Origin of the sequence: Oligoflexus sp., from assembly GCF_035638955.1 — a bacterium.
Taxonomy (GTDB): Bacteria; Bdellovibrionota_B; Oligoflexia; order Oligoflexales; family Oligoflexaceae; genus Oligoflexus.
This window is the reverse complement of the sequence record NZ_DASQYZ010000215.1, coordinates 16,776-38,601: the sequence shown is the minus strand read 5'-3', so window position 1 is coordinate 38,601 and position 21,826 is coordinate 16,776. Positions and strand designations below refer to the sequence as shown.

The 21,826-nt window shown below is 52.9% G+C and carries 23 protein-coding genes and 1 pseudogene; 12 read left to right on the top strand and 12 right to left on the bottom strand.

All coding sequences use genetic code 11. The features are described from left to right. Positions 1-300 (bottom strand): annotated as a pseudogene (locus VE954_RS19805) (transposase); the annotation flags it as partial. A gap of 80 nt (positions 301-380) precedes the next feature. After that, on the bottom strand, positions 381-950 hold the full coding sequence (locus VE954_RS19800; protein ID WP_324955946.1) for a hypothetical protein: 570 nt from the start codon (positions 948-950) through the stop codon (positions 381-383). Positions 951-1,864: 914 nt separating this feature from the next. Between VE954_RS19800 and VE954_RS19795 the strand changes: the two genes are divergently transcribed. After that, positions 1,865-2,305: a hypothetical protein gene (locus tag VE954_RS19795; RefSeq protein WP_324955944.1), complete on the top strand. Its 441-nt coding sequence runs from the start codon at positions 1,865-1,867 to the stop codon at positions 2,303-2,305. Between the two features lies 1 nt (position 2,306). Here VE954_RS19795 and VE954_RS19790 read toward each other — a convergent pair whose 3' ends face one another. Continuing rightward, entirely contained in the window at positions 2,307-3,152 is an 846-nt protein-coding gene (locus VE954_RS19790) for an SDR family oxidoreductase (protein ID WP_324955942.1), read from the bottom strand. Beyond that, positions 3,152-3,478, bottom strand: coding sequence for a hypothetical protein (locus VE954_RS19785; protein ID WP_324955940.1), 327 nt, complete (start codon positions 3,476-3,478; stop codon positions 3,152-3,154). The genes VE954_RS19790 and VE954_RS19785 overlap by 1 nt, the downstream gene beginning before the upstream one ends. Positions 3,479-3,565: 87 nt before the next feature. Here VE954_RS19785 and fni point away from each other — a divergent pair, with 87 nt between their 5' ends. The 6 genes from fni to VE954_RS19755 all read left to right on the top strand — a co-directional run bounded on the left by fni (position 3,566) and on the right by VE954_RS19755 (position 9,764). Beyond that, a complete protein-coding gene (gene fni, locus VE954_RS19780) occupies positions 3,566-4,885 on the top strand; it encodes a type 2 isopentenyl-diphosphate Delta-isomerase (RefSeq protein WP_324955938.1) in 1,320 nt (439 codons plus the stop codon). Between the two features lie 144 nt (positions 4,886-5,029). Further along, a complete protein-coding gene (locus VE954_RS19775) occupies positions 5,030-6,271 on the top strand; it encodes a hydroxymethylglutaryl-CoA reductase, degradative (protein WP_324955936.1) in 1,242 nt (413 codons plus the stop codon). Continuing rightward, entirely contained in the window at positions 6,268-7,275 is a 1,008-nt protein-coding gene (locus tag VE954_RS19770) for a hypothetical protein (protein ID WP_324955934.1), read from the top strand. The genes VE954_RS19775 and VE954_RS19770 overlap by 4 nt, the downstream gene beginning before the upstream one ends. Continuing rightward, positions 7,272-8,291, top strand: a complete 1,020-nt coding sequence (gene mvaD, locus VE954_RS19765) for a diphosphomevalonate decarboxylase (RefSeq protein ID WP_324955932.1) — start codon at positions 7,272-7,274, stop codon at positions 8,289-8,291. Before VE954_RS19770 ends, mvaD begins: the two co-directional genes overlap by 4 nt. A 6-nt stretch (positions 8,292-8,297) precedes the next feature. Continuing rightward, complete coding sequence (gene mvk, locus VE954_RS19760; protein WP_324955930.1) at positions 8,298-9,272, top strand: mevalonate kinase; 975 nt, start codon at positions 8,298-8,300, stop codon at positions 9,270-9,272. A gap of 42 nt (positions 9,273-9,314) precedes the next feature. Continuing rightward, positions 9,315-9,764: a GNAT family N-acetyltransferase gene (locus VE954_RS19755; protein WP_324955928.1), complete on the top strand. Its 450-nt coding sequence runs from the start codon at positions 9,315-9,317 to the stop codon at positions 9,762-9,764. Here VE954_RS19755 and VE954_RS19750 read toward each other — a convergent pair. The 3 genes from VE954_RS19750 to VE954_RS19740 are packed head-to-tail and all read right to left on the bottom strand — an operon-like array spanning position 9,761 to position 11,826. Next, entirely contained in the window at positions 9,761-10,105 is a 345-nt protein-coding gene (locus VE954_RS19750) for a nucleotide pyrophosphohydrolase (RefSeq protein ID WP_324955926.1), read from the bottom strand. The genes VE954_RS19755 and VE954_RS19750 overlap by 4 nt on opposite strands. Next, a complete protein-coding gene (locus tag VE954_RS19745; RefSeq protein ID WP_324955924.1) occupies positions 10,080-11,126 on the bottom strand; it encodes a TRM11 family SAM-dependent methyltransferase in 1,047 nt (348 codons plus the stop codon). Before VE954_RS19745 ends, VE954_RS19750 begins: the two co-directional genes overlap by 26 nt. Continuing rightward, a complete protein-coding gene (locus VE954_RS19740; RefSeq protein ID WP_324955921.1) occupies positions 11,116-11,826 on the bottom strand; it encodes an RluA family pseudouridine synthase in 711 nt (236 codons plus the stop codon). The genes VE954_RS19745 and VE954_RS19740 overlap by 11 nt, the downstream gene beginning before the upstream one ends. Positions 11,827-12,066: 240 nt before the next feature. Between VE954_RS19740 and VE954_RS19735 the strand changes: the two genes are divergently transcribed. After that, complete coding sequence (locus tag VE954_RS19735; RefSeq protein WP_324955919.1) at positions 12,067-12,720, top strand: hypothetical protein; 654 nt, start codon at positions 12,067-12,069, stop codon at positions 12,718-12,720. Positions 12,721-12,722: 2 nt separating this feature from the next. Here the strand turns inward: VE954_RS19735 and VE954_RS19730 are convergent, their stop codons facing one another. After that, positions 12,723-14,486, bottom strand: coding sequence for a long-chain fatty acid--CoA ligase (locus tag VE954_RS19730; RefSeq protein WP_324955917.1), 1,764 nt, complete (start codon positions 14,484-14,486; stop codon positions 12,723-12,725). A gap of 177 nt (positions 14,487-14,663) precedes the next feature. On the opposite strand from VE954_RS19730, the gene VE954_RS19725 reads away from it, so the two are divergent. The 4 genes from VE954_RS19725 to groL all read left to right on the top strand — a co-directional run bounded on the left by VE954_RS19725 (position 14,664) and on the right by groL (position 18,237). Beyond that, positions 14,664-15,182 carry a hypothetical protein gene (locus VE954_RS19725; protein WP_324955915.1) on the top strand — a complete coding sequence of 173 codons (519 nt, stop codon included), beginning with the start codon at positions 14,664-14,666 and terminating at the stop codon, positions 15,180-15,182. A gap of 70 nt (positions 15,183-15,252) precedes the next feature. Beyond that, complete coding sequence (locus tag VE954_RS19720) at positions 15,253-16,041, top strand: hypothetical protein (RefSeq protein WP_324955913.1); 789 nt, start codon at positions 15,253-15,255, stop codon at positions 16,039-16,041. A 210-nt stretch (positions 16,042-16,251) separates the two neighbouring features. Beyond that, the gene (gene groES / locus VE954_RS19715; RefSeq protein WP_324955911.1) at positions 16,252-16,539 is read left to right on the top strand and encodes a co-chaperone GroES; all 288 of its coding nucleotides are present in this window, start codon (positions 16,252-16,254) and stop codon (positions 16,537-16,539) included. Positions 16,540-16,581: 42 nt separating this feature from the next. Then, positions 16,582-18,237, top strand: coding sequence for a chaperonin GroEL (groL, locus tag VE954_RS19710; RefSeq protein WP_324955909.1), 1,656 nt, complete (start codon positions 16,582-16,584; stop codon positions 18,235-18,237). Positions 18,238-18,251: 14 nt separating this feature from the next. Here groL and VE954_RS19705 read toward each other — a convergent pair whose 3' ends face one another. The 4 genes from VE954_RS19705 to VE954_RS19695 form a co-directional block, all read right to left on the bottom strand. Then, on the bottom strand, positions 18,252-19,670 hold the full coding sequence (locus VE954_RS19705) for a tyrosine-type recombinase/integrase (protein WP_324955907.1): 1,419 nt from the start codon (positions 19,668-19,670) through the stop codon (positions 18,252-18,254). 7 nt (positions 19,671-19,677) lie between these two features. Next, positions 19,678-19,908 (bottom strand): helix-turn-helix domain-containing protein, encoded by a 231-nt coding sequence (locus VE954_RS44345; RefSeq protein WP_414699021.1) that lies wholly within the window; start codon positions 19,906-19,908, stop codon positions 19,678-19,680. Positions 19,909-20,032: 124 nt separating this feature from the next. Next, positions 20,033-20,776 (bottom strand): C1 family peptidase, encoded by a 744-nt coding sequence (locus tag VE954_RS19700; protein WP_324955905.1) that lies wholly within the window; start codon positions 20,774-20,776, stop codon positions 20,033-20,035. Positions 20,777-20,835: 59 nt separating this feature from the next. Then, entirely contained in the window at positions 20,836-21,822 is a 987-nt protein-coding gene (locus VE954_RS19695) for a hypothetical protein (RefSeq protein ID WP_324955903.1), read from the bottom strand. Positions 21,823-21,826: the final 4 nt, after the last annotated feature.

The following is a 21,826-nucleotide window of genomic DNA, read 5'->3' as shown; positions in this document are numbered from 1 at the left end:
GAAGCTCTACGGCCTTGCGCTGATCGTCAGGCCCTAGAACTTTTTTTCGAGCAGGAACTTGATGGCCTGGATATCGAGTGCCTGGTCAGCAACAATTTGTTTTAGTCGACGATTCTCGTCTTCCAGAGTCCGAAGCTTCTGTGCTTCAGATACCTCCAAGCCGCCGAATTTGGCCTTCCACTTGTAAAAAGCCTGCTGGCTAATGCCGAGCTCGCGGCAAAGATCCGTGATCTTCTCGCCGGCTTCGTTGCGTTTCAGAGCCTTGATGATTTGTTCGTCCGTGAAGCGACTCTTTTTCATGCGATCTCCTTGCTTGTGCTTAGTGGCACAGGAGATTCAACTAATCAATGGAAGAAAATGGCGGGGAACCCTCGGCGCTTTTAGCTTTTCAGGATGATAACCTTTGTGAGCGACTTCAATATGATCCGCGCTTTCGTCGCGAACGTTGCGCATGGATTTCCACATACAGCCGGGGCGTGATGCGCTTCACCTTCTCCATCCACGCGTTTTCTAACCAGGCTCAAGGTCGATTCGAAAACCAGTGTTGGGGTGGGTTCAGACCCGTGAACAATCGGCAAGCCATAGTGATGAAGGTCCTGAGCCCAACCTTGAAACGCGTCATCCGCTGACTCGATATTCGGATTCATGACCAGCGCTTCCCGCGGCTCGTCTGCCGGCGCCGAGATCAGCTCGACCATGTGCATATTGGGAAAATCCAAGTCATTCATCTGACTCAGGACGGCGTTGATGAAATTAATCCGATTGGGAGCAGCGGTCAGCGCTGCAGCCCCATCAAAACGCACTCGCGGATGAACCGTCGGTGCGACCAAAAAAGCGAGATTGTGAGTTTCGAAAGCCCACAAACCGAATTCGAGAGCATTTTTATCGGAGAAGGGATTGCCCACCGTTAATCCCACCGCTCGATCCGGATCGATGGTCACTGCCAGCAATTCAAGTTGTCGATCCTCGATCCGGTCCCGAAGCAGCCCACGGGGTTTATGGGCCTGATCGCCCGCGATACCTTATGAACTCCATTCATCCCTATTGGGCATGTTGCAGTCGGTCACAATCAAAGAAAACTATGTGGACCTGCAGCTCTCCAGGGCCGCCTTGCCGTCCGCTGCCATAGTTGGTTTGCTTCGGGAGCCATAAAGCGAAAAAGGTCCACGGACCATTCAAGGATCTCGGGTTCGTCATCGACAAAAAGAGAAAGTTCACCTGGCAACCCTTTCGGTTCAACTGCCGATTGAAATGTTCCCGCCAAAAAAAGCTGTGCGCAAGGATTATGAATTCACCAATCACCTGGGAGCCCGCCGTTATAAGGCGGAAGCTTTATCACAAAAAATCATCCTTGAATTGGGATGCGAGACTCTCGCCTAAACTCTTAAGCCGCAAAGGTTTATTCAAAATATCGGGGAACGTCTGAACGGATGAAACGGAAGCCTTGCGAAAAAAATACAAAAAACTTTTCTTATTATTTTTTTCGTCGAACGCCAAAGGCAGTGATGGCACCCGATCCAACCAGGAAAAATTTTTTGTGAAGAATAAAGCAACGTCTGTGTTGGAAAACAGACAGATCCTGACGATGCGCTGCCAACAGAAATTTTTTTGAAAGCAGCGGCTTGACTGCACTTGTAGACAGTTTGCACATCAGCAAACCGATCGCACCCTGAAGTCTCAAGACTACATGAGCCAGGAGTGAAGGTGATCGATCCCTTGATCAAGCGAGAGGGTAATGCATTTCCTATGTATGTCCGATTGCAATGTATCGTCGCATAGTCAGCACCTCCGCAATACCATCGAAGGTCAAGACTTTATCAAGGCCAGATGATAGAATAGTGGATATAGATCAAAGAGGGGTCTCATGCGAACCGTGCACCTGTTTCTGCTGGCCTTGACCTTCACCCAGGCCTGCCGCACCTCCCGCGCAACGATAGAAGTCATGGACAACCAGGCGCCACCTCGCCCACCTGGGGACGACTATCCGAATGTCGGGCGTTCCATTGAAACGACATTTGCTGTGAGTGCCATCAGTCTGCCGACGGTCAAGAGGGATTACGACCATCTTGATCTGGTTTTGAAAGCTCCTGGCGCAGGGGCCGAGGCTTATCGCCAAAAGAATTACAAGCCCGGCGAACCTTTTTCCATCGAGGCTCATCGGAACTACGAAATCATCCTCAGCGCCTACGCCGCAGATATGGAACTTTACTCCACCAGGTTCTGCAGCCAACGCCAAACGTTTCGCGCCGAAGAGGGGGCGAATATCTTTACCGCCTCCCTCTGCGCCAAACCAAATGATCCTTGATTTAAACTTCGTGCAGGAGGGCTGTATAGCCTTCCCGATAGGTGGGATACAAAAATCCGTAGCCGGCTTCGCGAATCTTCTTGTTAAGGATCCGTTTGTTCCCACGAGCCGCGATCTGCTTGAGATCATCGGTTGACTGCAGGGTAGCCGGATTCACCCCCAGCTGCTCGGCCATCCAACGGATGACTTCATTCCGATCCGCCGCCTCGCTGTCGACCCCATTATAAACCTGACGCGCCGCCTGACCCTGCAGCACATGCAGGATCATGCCGACGCAATCATCGCGGTGAATGCGATTACTGTAGACTCCGCCCTTGGCATAAAGGCGCTCCGCTCCTTCTTTCACCCGCCGCAGAAAATACGTCCGACCGGGACCATAGATACCGCCCATCCGCAGGATGCTATAATCTTCAGGGCCTTGGGCGAGCACCTGTTCTCCACTCACCATATAGCGCGAAGGACCTTGTTTGACGAGATTCGAATCGGACTCATCCACCCACGCGCCCCCGTGTTCAGCATACACGGAAGTGCTGGAAATATAGACCAAACGTCGATATCGGCCCCGCGCCCGAAGCGCCTGCACAAGATTTTGTAATCCGTCCTGATAGATCTTCCGATAGCTTTCCTCATCGGACGCATCGGCGGACGCGCAGTAAACCACATCATCAAAGTCGGGTAACTGCGTGAGGGTCTCCGGTCGCAGAAGGTCAGCCTGGATACTCGTAACACCTGGCTGTGCAACCGCACTGCGACGCAGGATGGAAACGTCATGTTTCCCCTCCGTTAGAACCCGCTCGGCCAAGGCCTGACCAAGATAACCCGCTCCAGCTATCAATAACCTCGCCATCAATGATTTCTTTCTGTTTCCGTCCTGAATTTTTTCAGGACATATTTCAGTTCACCCGTCGACCGATAAAGACAAGCCGTGTTACTGGACTGTTGCTCCCCCTCGCTGCAGTAACTGGTCAAGAGTCGCGCCCCCAGGTTTTTAGCCTGAGCATCCAACCATTTTTGACAGGAATTCATTGCGTCTTTTTCTGAGGACTTGGAGCAGAAGACTTTCACTTCTGATTTTTCCTGTTCCTCAACCGTTTCCGTTTTGGTTTGGATTCCAGCCCACGCGACGGTGGTCAAATAAAAGCCGCCCAAAACGATCAGACCTCGCTTTTTCATGCAAAATCTCCAAGCCAGATTTGTCTATGGAACCATCCTGTGGTAAACAAGGCCCTCGAACAGCTGATGCTCTCACGGAGGCTATGCTTGTCCAGGACACCTGATCTTATCAAACTCGAACCCGCCCTGCCATGGCTCTCGGAACAGGGAAGTACCGGATTTGTCCAGGCTCTGGGTCGGGATCGGCTTCTTCTCCAGCCCACTCCTGGCAGCCGTGATGGTGCTCATCTGACATCCATCACCGTCCGCCTCAATGAGGGCCCGACTTTCACGCTTCATGGCGCCTGCACCCCAACCGCAGCCGAATGGGTTTTCGTGATCGTGGACGAGGACCAACCGCGTCTTCTTGATATGATTGGGCAGTTACGGAAGGATCAACATATAGAGATCTGCCGCAACAAGGACGTCGAGGCCAGTGATCGGTTCACTGGTTTTAGTCGTCTGAATTTTATTCCGGAAGCTCTGCCGCAGATGGATGAAGCGGACCTGGATCTCAGCCGTGAATTCCTCGGACGCACGTTCAGTGCTCCCCTTCTGATTACGGGCATGACCGGTGGTATCAGCAAGGGCGCAGAGATCAATCGCCGACTGGCTCAGGCCGCGGCGCGCATGAATATTCCTATGGGTGTTGGATCGCAGCGCATTGCCCTCGACAACCCTGAATATGCCGCCATTTTCAAAGTGAAACCCCAGGCTCCCGGCCTTTATTTGATCGGCAACATTGGAATGTCGCAGCTGACCGGAGCCGATGCTTTGGATATCTGCCGACGCGCCGTGGATATGATTGATGCCGATGCGCTGGCCATTCATTTTAATTTGGTCCAGGAACTCGTTCAGGTCGAAGGCGATCGCCGCTTCTCGGGACTGTTTCATGGCTTGGAACGTATTTGCAAACATCTGCATGTCCCGGTGATTGCCAAGGAAGTCGGCTGCGGCATGGGACCTGATACCGTGCGTCGCCTGACGGATATGGGCTTCAGCGCCATCGATATCGGCGGGAAAGGTGGGACTTCATGGTCTCATATCGAGGGCCTTCGCAGTCGCAGCGCCCTCTCGCAGGAACTCGGCCACGGATTCCGGGATTGGGGTATTCCCACCGCCTATAGCCTGGCTGTGGTGCATCAAGCCTTCCCGCGCTTGCCCCTGATTGCAACCGGCGGGATACGCGATGGCATGACGGTCGCCAAAGCTGTGGGTCTCGGCGCCCGACTCGTGGGCATTGGCCTGCCACTTTTGCGCGCCGCGCTGGAGAGTGAAGAAGCCCCCATGGAAGTGCTGGAAACGCTCCGCCAGGGATTAAAACTGACCCTTATGGCGACCGGCGCCACCCGCCTGGATGAATTGTCGCACCGATTGGTATTGGGTCATCCCTTTGAGCGTGAATTTGAATCAATCTTCCGTGCATAAGGCCTGATAATCAAGGGCTGGAAGCAGCATTTCCAGGATGTCAGGTACGGTTCAAGAAAACTTGAACTGAGCTTTGCTTTCAGGCATGCTGAGGACGCTCCTGTGTAAGGCGGCTGACTCTGACCCTCCAGTGGAAATGAAACCATGACCGGTGAAAATCGCAATCTGTTTCAGAATCGCTACCAAACGACTCAAACTCCAGTTTCTTCCCGTTTACCAGGTTTTTATGAACTCCCTATCGGTGAGCGACGTGAAATCGTGACGGGCATGGGGCGCCTGGATCGGAGTCAAACGCATCTGCTCGGAGATTTTGGCACTCTCTCGGCAGAATTGGTGGATGTCTTTATCGAGAATGGCGTTGGCACCTTTGCCATGCCTCTGGGTATTGCTACGAATTTTCTCATCAATGGTCAGGACGTGCTCGTTCCTATGGCTGTCGAGGAATCCAGCGTGGTGGCAGCGGCCAGTCATGGCGCCAAGCTCGCTCGGGCAGGTGGCGGCTTTCAAACCAGCAGTACAGCTCCCGTTGGGACCGGCCAGGTCCAGGTATTCCTGCGGCAGCCCTGTGATTACGACAGCGTGCTGGAGGCCGAAAAACAAAATCTCATCGCCTATGCGAACGAAGGTCATCATCGTCTTCTGGCTCGCGGCGGTGGCGCCCAGAATATTTCCTGGCGTTACATTGAAGCTTTGAAGTCCCTCGTGCTTTATATCGACATCGACACCCGCGATGCCATGGGTGCGAATATGATCAACACCATGTGTGAGCGTCTTGGCAAACGCATGCAGGAACTTTTGCCCTGCGAAGTGGGTTTGCGCATCCTCACCAATCTCTGTGACAAACGCATTGCGCGCGCCCATTGCAAAGTCCCGAAGGAGGCCCTCTCCAACCGTGAATTCAACGGCACGGAAGTGGTCGAGCGTATTGAGCAAGCCTATCTTTTCGCAGCCCACGATGTTTATCGGGCCACGACCCATAATAAAGGGGTCATGAACGGCATCGATCCGGTGGTGATTGCCACGGGCAACGACTGGCGTGCTGTGGAAGCCGGCGCGCATGCCTACAGCTGCCGCACGGGTGTGTATCAGCCGATGACCCGCTGGTGGAAAAACAGCGAAGGTGATCTGGAAGGTGAAATCGAATTGCCCATGGCTTTGGGAACAGTCGGCGGTGTGACCACACTGCATCCGACATCCCAGGCAGCTTTGAAAATATTGGGATCGCCCAACGCCCAAGGTTTGGCAGAAATCGTTGTGGCGGTTGGCCTCGCGCAAAATCTATCAGCCTTACGCGCCTTGGCCTCGGAAGGTATTCAACGCGGCCATATGAGTCTGCATGAAAGCAATCTGCGTATGGCCCAGGAAAAGGGAGCCCAGCGTCATTGAAAAGTGTTTCGATTCAAGTGCCAGGTAAAATACTTTTGGCCGGCGAATACGCGGTGCTGGATGGGTATCCCGCGTTGAGTATGGCCGTCGATCGCTATTTGACCGTGACACTCACAGAAACACAGCACGGCGGATGGGTCCTGGATTCTGATCTTTGGTCAACACCCCGCAATTTGCGCGACGCTACCCTTGACGATGTGGCTCGTGAGCCCCTCCTGCAGGTCGCGGACTATGCCCAACACCATTATTCTTTGCCTCATATCCATTGTCGTATCGCATCGGATCTCGATATACGCTTTGGTCTTGGCAGTTCCACAGCTCTGCGACTTGGAGTTTTGCTCGGGGCAACTGCCTTGCAAAAGGACCGTCCTACGCTGAGTCCCAGTGAGATTCTGGAAGCGGCAACTCTGGCCTTTCACATGCAGCGCGTCCAGCAATCCTTTGCCTCGGGTTATGATGTGTTGACCCAGGCCCTGGGCGGCGTTCTCGTTTGGACTCCCGATTATCAGAACTGGCCTGGACAGTCATGGCAAAGAATGGATCCGGCGCCTCTTGCGCAGTACCTGCAAATTTTTGTAGGGGGAACCGGGGCTCCCACGACCAAGGTCGGAGGCAGTGTACGTAAGGCTTTGCAGGAATTCTCGCTCCAACGTGAATACAATGAAGCCTCGAACAAGGTCATCACGAGTTGGCTTCAGATGTGGTCGCATGGGATCGATACTCTGCCTCAACTTTGTCATGATATCGCAGCCCAGCGGCGTCTCTTTGCAAAGCTGCCTTATTTCCCTGAACATTTATTCCAGGCCCTGGAAACTCTGCCGGGCTTTGATCAAACCTGGTCTGCAAAAACAACAGGAGCTGGTGGTGAAGATGCCATCCTCCTGATCGGAACTCGCGAGCAAACCAACATGGCCGTTGAACGCCTGGATCGGGAAGGCTGGTATCAACTCCCTGTGCATCCCGCGGAAGGCGGAGCCGGCCTTCATCCCGGGACAATCCTATGAGCTCTCTATATACCGCAACCGTACCCAGCAATATCGCCTTTATCAAATATTGGGGCAAACGCGCTGACGCTCAGCAATGGCCCGCCAACGACTCCTTGTCGATGACCTTGAATCAGCTCGCCACCAAAACAACAGTTCGTTTGCATCAGGCTGATGATCACATGTTAAGGCTGGGCGATCGGATTTATAACCGCAGTGATAAGAATCTTGGCAAGACCTTTGTCCATCTGGACCGCCTGGCTTTGCGCTTCGGCTATTCCCAAAAGCTACAGATCACTAGCTCCAATAGTTTTCCTATGGGCGCGGGAATTGCCAGTAGCGCGAGTGGCCTGGCCGCACTCACTCTGGCCTCGCTGATGGCATGGACCGATTCGCGCAACTGGGACGATCTCGAGCGTCATGGCTTTGATCGGTCGATGCTGGCCGACCTGGCCCGACTGGGCTCCGGCAGCGCCTGCCGTTCTCTTTTCGGCGGTTTTGTGCAATGGGAAGCCGGTCTCGATCCAGACGCCCAACGCTATGCCTCGCTCTTTTCGGACGAGCACTGGGCGCTGCGTGACACGGTGGTGCTGTTCAGTTCAGAACAAAAATCCGTGGGCTCGACCGAAGCGCATGAACTCGCCTGGAGCAGTCCGCTCTTTATTCCCCGGCTCAGCGGTTTGCCCGAGCGCATGAACCTCGTCAAGGACGCGCTGGCGGCCCGGGATATGCAGGCGCTCGGCCTATGGTTGGAAGTGGAAGCGCTGGAGATGCACGCCGTGATCATGACAGCCAGGCAGCCGGTCTATTATCTGAATGAAGCGGCGCGGCAGTTCCTTGCGGATTTGCGCGAAGCCAGGCAGAAGGGCGAAATCCATGCCTATTTTACAATTGATGCCGGCCCTAATATTCATGTGATTCATGAGGCAAGCGAACATGAGCGTCTGAAGCTTTGGTTGCAAAGACGCCTGGCGGCGGACCACCTGTTGCATGACAGCGTGGGTGCCGGCCCGCATTTGGACTTTCAAAGTGAGTGACAAAGCGTGAGTGAAAATCATAATTCCAAAAGTCCTCTGAGCAGTCGGTCCGCGCCGGTCGAAACCCAGGCCAGTGCCTGCGGCAAGGCCATCATCGTCGGTGAACATGCTGTCGTCTATGGAACTCATGCCGTGGCCCTGCCGCTCAAACAGATGCGTTTGCATCTGACTTTGACGCCGCAGCCTCGCCATGAAAGGCAGCAGATTCAGCTGACGTTTGCGGGTCATGAGGCCTCGCCCCGCGTGAACAGTGTCCTGACCGATGCCATGGAATTGCTGGGCTCCGCTCCGTTTTCACTCAGTGCAAAAAGTCACAATGCCTTGCCTATCGGTGCAGGCCTCGGATCCTCGGCCACTCTTTGTGTGGCGACCCTGCGGGCCTTAACATCCAGTCTGGGTTATGAACTGCCGCCGGCCCAGCTTGCGGCCTATGCCAATGAATTGGAAAAACGATTTCACGGCACGCCCTCAGGTTTGGATGCGGCGGTCGTAGCCTATGAAGCCTGTATTCTTTTCGCCAAGAATAAACCGATCCTGCCCATCCAATTGAAAGTCCCAACCGGCTCCACAAGCTGGGAATTCCTGCTGATTGACAGCTGCATTCGAGCGTCTACCATGGCCATGATTCGCCAGGCCGAGCCTTATTTCAAAGGCCGTTCCGGTGAACGCCATCTGCAAAATTTTGATGAACTCTCCTGGCTGGTCTATGGAGCCCTGCAGCAGGGTGATGTGAGTACCGTGGGTGCAGCCATGAACGAATGCGGGGACCTCCTGCGTGCTGCCTCGGTCGTGCCGGATTCTCTGGAGGAGATCATTCAGATTTGCCGCAAAATCGGTTTGCCTGGTGTGAAGACCACAGGCGCCGGTGGTGGCGGCATGATCCTCGGGCTTCTGGATCCACAGAAGGCAGACGAGCAGCAGGAAGCCGTAAAAGCGGCCTTCCCCAACCACTCTGTTTTTCGCGTGGCGATCGAATCCTGACGCGGCTACAATGGAAGGATTACCGGAAAAGGGGCCACGCGCATGGATATTAAAGTCCTATTGAACGGACCGGTTCCTTACGATCAATTATCCGAGCTTTATACCCTCGTCGGCTGGAATCGCGACGGCAGTCGCACGTCCACAGCCTTGCAAAAAATGCTGGAAAAAACCTCGCACTATGTCACCGCCTTTGATGGGACATCCCTAGTGGGTTTCGGTCGGGTTATTTCGGACGAGATCTTTTTGTTTCAACTCTCGGATGTCATGGTCCGCCCCGAATATCGCAAGCAAGGCATCGGCATGCAGGTGCTTCGGACCCTGCTGGATGCCCTGCCCGCCAATGCCGGCACCATTCGCATGATCGATGGTTTTATCAGTGCTTCGATCTGGGAGAAACTGGGGTATCACACCGTTCCAGCCGAAAAGGTGATGTATGCCTTGCTGGAAAAGGATGAGCTTAAAGACAAGCAAAAGGATAAGAAATCCTCTTAAAGCTCATTGTATTTCCTGGCCAGACCCTTGGCTTTATCGACCGGATACTTCGCGCGGTTCTTCACCATTTTTTGCAGGGCCGCATCCACCGCATCGATACCCAGCTGATCCGCCAGATTCAAAAGACAAATCAGTACATCACCAATTTCATCCCGAGTGTCCTGCAGCTTTTCCGCCGGCAATTGCCGGCTTTGTTCGACCGTAAGCCACATGAAAATTTCGAGCAGCTCAGCGGCCTCGACAGACACGGCCGCGGCCAGGTTTTTGGGGTTATGAAATTGACGCCAGTCGCGTTCCTCAGAAAAATGGCGAATCTCAGCGATCAGTTTTGCGAGTTCCATGAATGCCTTTCTTTTTCGCCGGCTGTTGCTTCGGCTTGATAGGCGAAGGCTGAGCGGCACGAGGCGTTCCGGTCTGGGGCCTTGGCTGTGGACGAGGCGTTCCCGATGGCGAAGGGCGCGCGGCTCGACTGATTTTTTTCTGCTGTTTTTTGCTCAGGTGTTCCTGCAGTCGATCCTTTTCCTCATCCAGGAGGTGACCGAATTTTTCAGGCGTCACCACTTCTCCAGGACTGGCCTTGGCTGCAGCTTCAAAAAGCTTGGACAGGATGCCGGCCTCTTCATGCTTATGGGTTTCCGAACTTTCCACAGGGCGTTTGCGCACGATGAACAGGTAATTGAAACCGCGCAGAAAGAAGTTGCCTTCAATCGCCGACGTATGCCAGTGATTGCGCTTCAGCGATTTATTATGCCGGGTCACACAGACGACATCGACCGGTTCAAAGAGTTTGGTCATCCGCAGAAAAAGTTCAAAACCAATCGGACAGAAGGCTTTATTCTTGGCCTGGGAATCCGAGACATAAAGCGCAAAATAAGCCCCTGGTTTCAGCACGCGGTACATATCCGCGATCACTTCTTCCATGGCCTCATAATAACCGCCGCCACGAGCGTCCAGCTCGCCGATGCATTGCTTATCACCGGAATATTTCACGTGCGTGGAATAAGGAGGATCCACAAAAACGAAATCCGCACTGCTATCGTCCAAAGGCAAATGCCGGGCATCCGCTTTTTGAATATCGGGCCGCGAAGGTGCGATATCAAAACCAAGGCCGCGCCGATCCAAGTCCTTGCACACATCGACCGTTGTGCCGCTGCCGCACATGGGATCGACCACCACCGCACCGGGTTTGGTATAACGATGCAAAAGATTCCAGATCACATAGGACGGCGTGGCGCCGACGTAATCCGCATCCCCCTGCATCTCTTCACCGTAATGCTGGGAAGGGAAATCCCACAGCGTGGTGGTCTGCATTTTGGGGGTTTTTGGCGCCTGCGGCTTGTTAAAACGATTATTATTCATCATAAGTTCTCATCTCTTGCAAAGGCCATGGTTCAGGCCAGATCTCGGTCCAATAGTCAGGCAGGGGCGCTTCCAAAATCAGAGGCTTGCCGCCCACAGGATGTTTGAGATGCAAAGAGAAGGCATGCAACGCGATGCGGCCTTCCCAGTTGAGGCTCGACCCATACTTGCCGTCACCGACGATGGGCGTGCCGAGGGACGTCAGCTGCACTCGAATCTGATGACTGCGTCCCGTCTCGGGCTGCACGCGAATCCAGCTGCGATGCCCCTGAGTCGCAATCACTTCGTAATCCAAGAGACTGCGCTTGGCTTCAGGATCCTTGGGATTTGAGATGCGAGTCAGATTTGTGCTCTTATCCTTGGTCAGATAATGCTCGAGGCGGCCTCGGGCTTGGGCCGGCCGACCCTCGACGACAGCCACATAGATTTTATTCAGCTGGCGCTTGCGAAACATTTCATTCAGCCGCGCGGCACTCTTGCTGCTCAGTCCAAACAGAACCAGTCCCGACACGGGTCGATCCAAAAAATGGATCGGCACGCAGTAGCCTTTTTTTCCAGACTCCTGCCGCTCGGCGTTCCAGATCCGCACCCGTTCCAAAAGGGTCTGATCCCCACTGTGATCCGACGCCACAGGCAACCGGGCCGGTTTATTGACCGCCACGAGATGGTGATCTTGAAAAAGGATGCTCAGGGATGAATCCATAGGTCCGTCATGTCGATTATGCGGATGAAGTTCCTGCAAGAAACGCAGACTAGGACAGGACTTCTGCCCTGTCAACAGCGCGTTACGGGCCCCTGGCCCCGAGGCTTGTCTGCCCTTCCGATCGGCTGACAATCCTGGGCAAGGATCCCTATTTTGCCTGATTCCCAAAGGGCGGCTTGCAGCCAAAGCTCAGATCCTGCCCCTGATCTGCCGAAAATGACCAGGACGAAAGGGTTATCCATGCGTGCCTGGCTTATCACATTGCTGCTGCTATCTGGTCCAGCCTGGGCCAAGGACCATGACGCCTTCATCGACTACGATAAACTCGACCTGACCGTGAGCATCAAAGCCCTGCGTTCCGGGAATCAGGACCCCAGCGGCTTGAACACCTATTATTTCAAGCTGACGGCTTATGCCCTCCCCATCCTCAAAGAGGAAGTGAAAAAGCCTTTTGCCGAGCGGTTGAAAATTGAACGCGAGGTTGGGCTATTCGGCGAATTGGAAATCAAAAGTCTGAAAAACTGGGTTCCCGATAAAAAGCCCAATCCCTTGTTTGCCATTGCGCTCAACGGCGACTTGATCCGTGAAATTGCCGCCGAAACCATGCGCCAATACAAGGTTGCCGAGGATGGTTTGGCTGTCATCTGCCGGATTGAACTCTTCGAACGCAGCAGGAAATTTGGTTTCTGGGGAGATGATCAGCGGGTCGGGGAAGTCACCTTCCCCATTATCCCCGAAACGCTCCCGCACGGACCGCGCGTGGAAAACCGCGAACTCAAAATCGATGATGCGCTGGGAACACGGGTTCGCCTATCGGTCGTCTTCAAGCATGCGGACGAAAAAGCCGCTGAACTCAAAGCAGCTGCCGAGACCGCCGCAGCTGCCAAAAAATAAGCTTAGGCCTCGTAAACCACCATATCATCCGATCGATACAGGCGTTCGATAAACTGTTCCTTCTGCTTCACCACGACATTGCGTTTCACCTTCAGAGTGGGTGTCAGCGCCCCGTTTTCCACTGTGAAAGATTCCTTCATCACACCGACCCGTTTGATCGATTCAAAGCTGGCCAAAGGCTCATTCACGCGCCGCAGGAGTTTTTTGATCTCATCCTTGCGCTGGTCCTCGTCAAAGGCTTTGGCATTTTCTGTTTCAAAAGAAATCAGGGCGACGCAGTATTTTTTATCGTCGCCGATAATCATCGCATCTTTAACGATAGGATGGGACTTCAGGCTGTCTTCGATCGGCACAGGCGCCACATATTTGCCACCGGATGTTTTCAGCAGCTCCTTCTTCCGACCCACGATCCGCAGTCGACCTTCGCTATCCATGGTACCCAAATCACCCGTTGCAAACCAGCCATCATCCGATAGCACCTCGCGGGTGGCTTCCGGATTTTTGTAGTAGCCTTTGAACATCCAGGGCGCGCGGAACATGATTTCGCCATCTTCCGCAATGCGAACCTCGTTGCCTGGGAATGGCTTACCGCAGCTGCCGATCACGACTTCGTGCGCATCATTCAGCACGCCGCAGCAGAGGTTCTCAGTCAAACCATAAACCTCACGGATCATCATGCCAAAGGCACCGAAAAACCGCATGACCTCAGGCCTTGTGGGAGCCGCGCCGGTCACCAGCATCCGGCAACGGTCCAGTCCCAGGCGCCCGCGCATTTTCCTGCCCACCAAAGCGTCGGAAATAATGCCGCCGATGCTCTGATCCTTGGCGCGCCTGATGATCTGATCGTCTTCAATGCGCTGCTCGCCCAGCGTGCGCGCGAAGGCAAATACAGTTCGTTTGATCGGACTGGCGGTCAGGAGGCCCGCTTGAATTTTCTCATAGATCTTTTCCCAGAGCCGCGGCACGCAAAGCAAAATAGTCGGCCGACAACGCAGAAGGTCTTCGCCCAAGGTATCGATGGAACGGGCAAAGGCCACCTCAGAGCCGGTCATGATGGAACCGATTTCCACCAGCTGGCGCTCGGCCACATGACTCAGGGGCAAAAAGGAAAAATAGCGATCGGTCGTGCCTTCCGGCGTTTCCAAAATATCATAAGACGCTGCCATCGATTCGGCTAGGTTTCCATGCGTGTGGATCACGCCCTTCGGCTTGCCGGTCGTGCCCGACGTATAGATGATGGTGGCGACATCATCATTCTTGAGGGCCACGGGTTCGTGGAGCGTTTGTTTGGTTTCATGCAGAATCGTGGACAGCGAATGCACTTTTGCGGCGAACGCTTCGATCTGCTTCTTCGGAGATTTTTCAAAACTTACGATCGCGCTAAGTTTGGTTTTCTGCAGATAAGCAATGTGCTCCAGCTGATCCACGACCAGCATTTCGGCGCCGGAGTGTTCCAAAATATAAGTCACATCCGTCTGCGAGGACGTTGCATAAACCGGGATGGAAATCGCGCCGATGGAGAGAATAGCCAGGTCCGCAATCATCCATTCGGGACGGTTGGACGACAGCAGCGCAATCTTCGAACCCTTGTTCACACCCTGGGCCAGAAGCCAGCTGGAAAGCAGGCAAACCTCTTCCCGGTAACGTTTCCACGTCATGCTTACCCATTTACTGTCGCGCACTCGGCAGTAATAGAAAGCCTTCTGATCCAGGCGTAGTTGCGCCTGTTGAAAGAATTTCTCGGGCAAAGTCATCTTTGTGAACATGCGAGTCCCCTGAGCAAGTGTGATATCTTCGGACGGATCTGCCTTTATTATCACATGGTGTCGGACCGACAAGACCTTTTGTCAAAATCGTGTAAGATAAGCTTCCCAATCTTCCGCATTGCTCCTAAACTAGGTCGGTCCATCCTTTGGGTGGCCATTTTTTCGTACAGGAACATCATGCGTGTTTTGAACTCGATCCTGGCATTGCTGGCCGTCCTGCTGTCCAGCTGCGCCACCCCCACCCAAAAATCAGGCAAGCCTTACGACTTTTGTATCTGTGGCCCCACGATCAGCGCCGCGGGCCAACCGCACTGCGCAGTTTGGGGCGATAATAAAAATGCAGCTCCGAATGTTAAAGTTTGGGCCAGCGAGCCCCGACCGAGTTGCGAACCGACCGATTGCAGTCAGCTTTTCAGTCCCGTTTGCCAGAAAATCCAGATGTCCGGCCTCGGTCGCCCTACGCCTCCGGCCCCCACCAATTCCTGCTTTTGTGATGCTGTCCTTTTGGAGAACGACAAAGGCCAGGTCCAGCTTGCCTGCGCAGCTTGGGCCGAAGGCAGCAAAAACCTCATTGAATACTACAACTTGGAGGACTGCTCCCCACAGCGTTGCGGCGAAGCCCCCTTCGTCCTGGCGCCCAAGGTTTGCAGCAATACCTTCAAGGCATTTTATCCGCCGTTGTTGAACAAGCGTTGAAAACTTGAGGGGGTCCCTGGACCACTCCTGCAAGGCTTAAGAATCAGCCCCAGGTGCCGATAGGCACCTTATGAAACACGTCAATCAAATCCGAAAAATCGTCGAGCAGGGTCACCTGGATGAAGCCCATAAGGCCATCGAGGATTTGTTGGAACTGGGTCCTAAAAACCTGGAAGCTCTGAAGCTCAAAGCCGCGCTTTTCGAACACGTGGGGCGGTTTGAAGACGAGGAGCACCAGTGGCGCCGCATTATCGAAATCGATAATGAGGACGAGGATGCCATCCACTACTTCCAGAAAGCTCAGCTCGAAGATCGCGAGCACTATTACTTCACCGATCCTCTGCCCGGTGGCGGACGCCGTTTTCTGGCTTATCCGCGCACGCTGGTGTCGGTGTCGTTTGTTGGCCTTGTCGGCTGTGTCAGCTTCCTGCTCCTGACCCGAATCAATGGTCAGATGATCGTGCAATCACCCATGCTGCTCCTGGGCGCCTTCATGCTGATGGTGGTGAGCCCATGGTTTGCTATTATTTACCTGTACGTCCGCACCATACGCTCGATCAATGTCACCAGCGCCGCGCTCGAAGTCAGCACGCGTTTCAAGACCTTTCGCTATGCCTGGCCAGACATCCAACACATCTGTCTCGCCCATTCTGGCGAACCTGAGCAAGGTGAGTTGAAGCTTTTGATCGTGCCGCGCGAAGGGGATGCCCTGCCGATGAGCATCGACTTCGCAGAAGCGACATCGGCTGTGCGCGCACGCCGCCACCTGATTCAAGAGATTCGCGATTATTTCCACGATATCCGCTATGAAAGTCTGGATTCCTTACCGGTTGACAGACGTTCTGTTCGTCGCTTCTAAAAAAACTTGCCATCCCACGTAATCCCGCCATGCCGGGATTTTTTTTAGTCCTTCCCTTGACACCTGAAAAAGGATACTTATTTTTCATTCGATAAAGTGGCTGATCTGAGCCCATGGGCTGCTCATGTCTTCGTCGCTGACGAAGAGGGCAAGCCTTATTTGAACCCGTCAAAATGATCGAATGTTATTACGAGAGTTGGAGGCCAATTTATGAAAATCAGACCATTGCAGGATCGAGTCCTCGTTAAGCGCGTTGAAGCCGAGGAAAAGACTGCTAGCGGCATTATCATCCCCGATAACGCCAAAGAAAAACCCCTGGAAGCAGAAGTGATTGCGGTTGGCAATGGCCGTCGCCTCGACAACGGCGATGTCGTGAAGCCAGACTTGAAAGTCGGCGATCGCGTTCTGATCAGCAAATATTCCGGTTCTGAAGTTAAAGTGGATGGGATCGAGCATTTGATCCTGCGCGAAGACGACATTATGGGCGTCCTTGTTTAAAACATTCCTTCTCAATTCCATAAATTCAGATATGAGGAAATCATGACAGCTAAGACGATTAATTTTGGTGAAGAATCCCGTCGCAAGATTCTTGTTGGTGTCGACACTCTGGCTAACGCTGTGAAAGTTACACTGGGTCCCAAAGGCCGTAACGTTGTGATCGACCGTTCTTTCGGCGCTCCGACCATCACCAAAGACGGTGTATCGGTGGCCAAGGAAATCGAACTCGAAGACAAGTTTGAAAACATGGGCGCTCAGATGGTAAAGGAAGTTGCTTCCCGCACCTCGGACAACGCTGGTGACGGTACAACCACCGCAACTGTCTTGGCTCAAGCGATCTTCCGCGAAGGCGTGAAACTCGTTGCAGCTGGCCACAACCCCATGGAACTCAAGAGAGGCATCGACCTCGCTGTGAAGGCCATTGTGGAAGCCCTCGACAAACTCTCCCGTCCCACCCAGACCCGCGAAGAAGTCGCCCAAGTCGGCGCTATCTCGGCCAACAACGATCGCGATATCGGCAACATCCTGGCGGAAGCCATGGACAAAGTCGGCCGTGACGGTGTGATCACCGTTGATGAAGCCAAGGGCATGGAAACAACCCTTGAATTCACCGAAGGTATGCAGTTCGATCGCGGCTACCTGTCGCCATATTTTGTGACTGACGCTGAGCGCATGGAATGCGTTTACGAAGGCGCGTTCATTCTGTTGAGCGAGAAGAAAATCAGCAACATGAAAGAACTGCTGCCTGTGCTTGAGGCAGTCGCTCAATCGGGCCGTCCACTTATCATCATCGCTGAAGATGTCGACGGCGAAGCTCTGGCCACCCTCGTGGTCAACCGTCTGCGCGGCACCCTGAAAATCGCTGCTGTGAAAGCGCCTGGCTTCGGCGACCGCCGCAAAGCCATGCTGCAGGACATCGCGATCCTCACCGGCGGTACCGTGGTGTCGGAAGATGTGGGCCTCAAACTCGAAACCACCACTCTGCAGCAGCTCGGCCAGGCCAAGCGCGTGACCATCAGCAAAGACAACAGCACGATCGTGGACGGTCAAGGTGCAAAAGCTGATATCGACGGTCGCGTGGCCCAGATCCGCGCTGAGATCGACAACACCAGCTCCGATTACGATAAAGAAAAGCTTCAGGAACGCCTGGCGAAACTCGTCGGCGGCGTTGCTGTGATCAAAGTCGGTGCAGCCACCGAAGTTGAAATGAAAGAAAAGAAAGCTCGCGTGGAAGATGCCTTGAACTCCACACGCGCAGCTGTTGAAGACGGTATCGTCCCCGGCGGCGGTACAGCTCTGATCCGTTGCCAATCCGCTCTCGACAACATCAAAGTCGAAGGCGAGCAGAAATTCGGCGTCGCCATCGTCCGTCGCTCGATCGAAGAGCCTCTTCGTCAAATCGCCCTCAACGCCGGCCTCGAGCCCGCCGTTGTCGTCGACAAGATCAAGGGCATGAAAGGCGGCGAAGGCTTCAACGCTTTGACTGAAGTCTACGAAGACCTCTACAAAGCCGGCGTCATCGACCCAACCAAAGTAACCAAAACTGCTCTTACCAATGCAGCTTCGGTTGCCGGCCTCCTCCTCACGACGGAAGCCATGATCGCTGACAAGCCTCAAGAGGCTGGTGCAGCGGCGGCTCCTGCTATGGGTGGCATGGGCGGAATGGGTGGTATGGGCGGCATGGGCGGGATGATGTAATGTTATCCCAAACATTACGCTATGTTACCAAGCACTGAACCCAAATCGGGCCAAAAAATCGGGCCAAACTCTGAAAGAGTACCCGTCTTAAGCAAATAGCAGTCTTCTTTTCCGGCCTCGAAAATCGAGAAAGGAAGACCAAAATTCTGAGGGGTGTAAGCTGAAACTTGCACCTCTTTTTTCGTAGTAGCCATGACATTTTGTGCCCTCATCCGTCTCTCAGCTCTGCTCCATTGACGCGAACTTGTGTTCTTTATCCCCGCACCATGGACATAGACCATAGTCGTTTCGATATCCTTATGGCCTGCCAACTCCATAACTTTAAGTAGCTCAACCGGAGTATCCATACCGAAGCCATTTGCAATATTTGTCAAAAAAGTATGTCGAAGTGCGTGGAAATGTAGCTCTCTAACCCCTGCTTTTTTTGTGAGTTTAGAAAAATTTTTCATCGTATGACTGCGCATTATTAGCTCAAACGGACGGTGTTCTGGTCCCTCATGGCGGTACTGATGCAGAATTTGACGGACATCTTCATTCATCTCTATACGACGGTAGCTTCCATTTTTCGTGGTGTCGTTATCCACCCCTTCTTTAAAGCTCCAGGACGTATGCACAGTGATGAGGTTAGAGTCAAAGTCCACGTCCCGCATTTTGAGGCTAGAGATTTCTCCTTTCCTCATGCCAGTCCGCAATGCGAAGAGCACGACATCGTAGACTTTCTTGCAATTCCAGACGTTCCACCTTCGCATGATCTTTTCGCCATGGATATTCCCATGAGGCTTGTAGTATAGCCCTCCAGCTTCAAGCCAATTCAGGAATGCGTCTTCCTCTTCGAGCCGCCAGTAATCGTATGGTTTGTCCCCAGCGTCCGGCAGATCAAAGGCTTTAAAGGGATGCGATGGTAGATAGTCTCGAAGATATCCGAACTTGGCGATGCTACACGCAAGCGTCAGAATTTCTCTTCGATAAGATGCACTCAGGAATTCATCGTGCTCATGCAATTCCTTCCGAACCGCAAGGTATGAAAACGTCTTTTTCTTAGTTTTCTTGAGGAAAGCAGCCAATCGCTCTACATCCTTCAAATGCAATTCAGCGATCGGAACCTTCCCAAGGATGGGCAAGATATGGTTATTAAGCTGCGACTCGTATGTCCAAAAACACGAGTCAGAAATCTCCCTAACATCTTTTCTGTGCTCCAGAAACTTTTCAGCCAAATGTGAAAAGTTTTTAACAAGAACATTTGATGCTTGGTGATCGCGCGGAAACCATTGCTCAAGACTCTCTCGTCTTTTTACCGTTCTAATAAAAAGGTCTCGCTCCGCTACTGTCCTTATATTTGCGCTTTGTCTAGCCCCTGTTTCATCAAAAAAACGAATACGGAAAGTTCCGTTTGAAGTTTTGGAGAAAGTGCATTTTCCATCTATACTGATCATTAAAGATTCATCCTTTCCGTGACAATGCCTTGACTACATCGTCAACGACATATCGCACAGACCGACCGAATCTTTTTGGTACTATTCTCCCTTGACTACGCCACTTTCTGATTGCGTGCACTGATACACCAAGGATCTGCGCAAGTTCTTTCGAGCAAACGTAGCGGGAAGTTTCAGTCTTTATTTGATTGTCAAAGAGCACTTTGCGAGTATTGCTACGATGAGCTTTATTTTCCATACTTATCTAACACCAATAGAAACAAGATAATTAGAACAAGAAAGCCGCCCATTGAGCAGCTTTCTCTTAGGGTAATTGGACTAGAAACAGGCGGGTAAACCCGCCTTCTCAATCATTTTCTAAATCAGTTAATCGTCCAGAAGTCGCCGGACAAGCTTGAGTTCAAGACAAAATCATAAGGCAGATACCCATATCCCCCTTCACCCCAGTCCTCGCCCCACGAGTTCCGAATGATCAAAGCGCCTTTGGTGTCATCATATCCGCAAACCAATACAGCATGGCCGCCCTCGAGTTTTTCACTAGTCTTCGGGACAGGAATAACCCCAGTCTTTTTCACGTTTCGTCCATAAAGCGATTCGTAAACTGAAAAGCCCATAATGATGGGGTGTCCTTCACTAATGATCTGCCGGAAATGATCCAGATTTCGCTGCACACGTTCATAAATCTTAACCTTTTCCTTTGCGGCCACTCCGATAACTTCCTCCTTTGGTCTTATGGAGAATGCCTTAATATCGTAAGGCCAAGCCTCTTCAGGTGGGTATCCCCACGTGGAAATTGCTTTGAGCGTATTGCGAAGTGTTGCGCCACTGTCATATTTTTTTGTGCCCTCAAGTGTTCGTGTCGCGTAATAAATAAAGAGTCTGGACGGTGTTACCACCGGCATGTCTCTATCATATACATCGAGAAACATACACGCCGCAGCAGCAGCCTGAGCGGTACAGGAACCAAGGTCCCCTTGGTCCCAGGCACGGAAATAGCGTTCGCGATGATCCACAACTGGGGCCGTTGCTCTGGAAGCGTTTCTTTGAGCCTGATAAACGAAATCCCGCTGATCAGGAACATCTGGCCGCCAACCTAATTTTTTCATTCTTCACAATCCTTAACTTGAAAACAAACGCCAATATTTTGGCGATTCAATGATTCGACTTATCTTGCTGACTCAACAAATTCCGTTCGACTTACTGAACACGTTGTCCAGACTTTAATTTCCGCTGCCAAACACACAGATCTATCATCTGCAGTAACCTCGTATGTCCAGCCTTTACGTGAACTGTCAGGATACGCTGCTTCGAACTTCGCCTGGTTGATTCCACTTTCCGGGGTCCATAGCAACTGGTGAGATCCAGATATTGCGTAGGGGTGGGAGTCCGGGCAGCCACTGAAAAACTTTTTGAGGTACCCGTCGTTGTAGGGTATGCAAACACGAGTCCCTGCAGGTCGGCGATCTGAAGTAATCATAAAGAGTATTTGCGATTTGATCCCCTCAAGACACGCGGGGTAAATGGAGGCCCCCTTCACGCAACTTTCGCCATTCTTTCCTGCAAGTCCTGTTGGCCCCTGCAGCCCGATTTCCCCTTGCTGTCCTTTTTCTCCTTGAGAGCCTACGGGGCCGACTTCGCCTTGAGGCCCCTGCGGCCCCTCTGGCCCTCTTAGGCCTGCCGGACCTTGTGGACCGCGATCGCCGCGAGGCCCCCTGAGAGTGTCCAGTGTAACAATGGAATCGCCGCAAATAATGGAGTCTTCTGTGAGTGTGCACCCTTCGCCACTATCGCCTTTCGGACCCTGGAATCCTCGTGGGCCTCGAATGTTTTCGGTGCTTCCTTGCCACTCCCCCTGTTGATTGATAACCGGCTGACCGTTGATATAAAGAGCCTGAGCATTGAGCTTGCCTTTTATATCTGTGTTGCCTTTTTCCACATCAATTATGACAGCAGGCGGACATTTATCCGGGTTATTGCACGGTGAATTCGATTCGGGCAGCCGTCTTATAACGATATCTCGACCTCGTTGGGCATTTACGATCTCGTTGCTTGTCCAGATATTCTCATCGACAGGGTGTCTTTTATCCGGGAATTCGTCAGCTGCGTAAACCAGGTTGGACATAATGAGACAAATGAATGCAGTGTTTCTCAAGGAT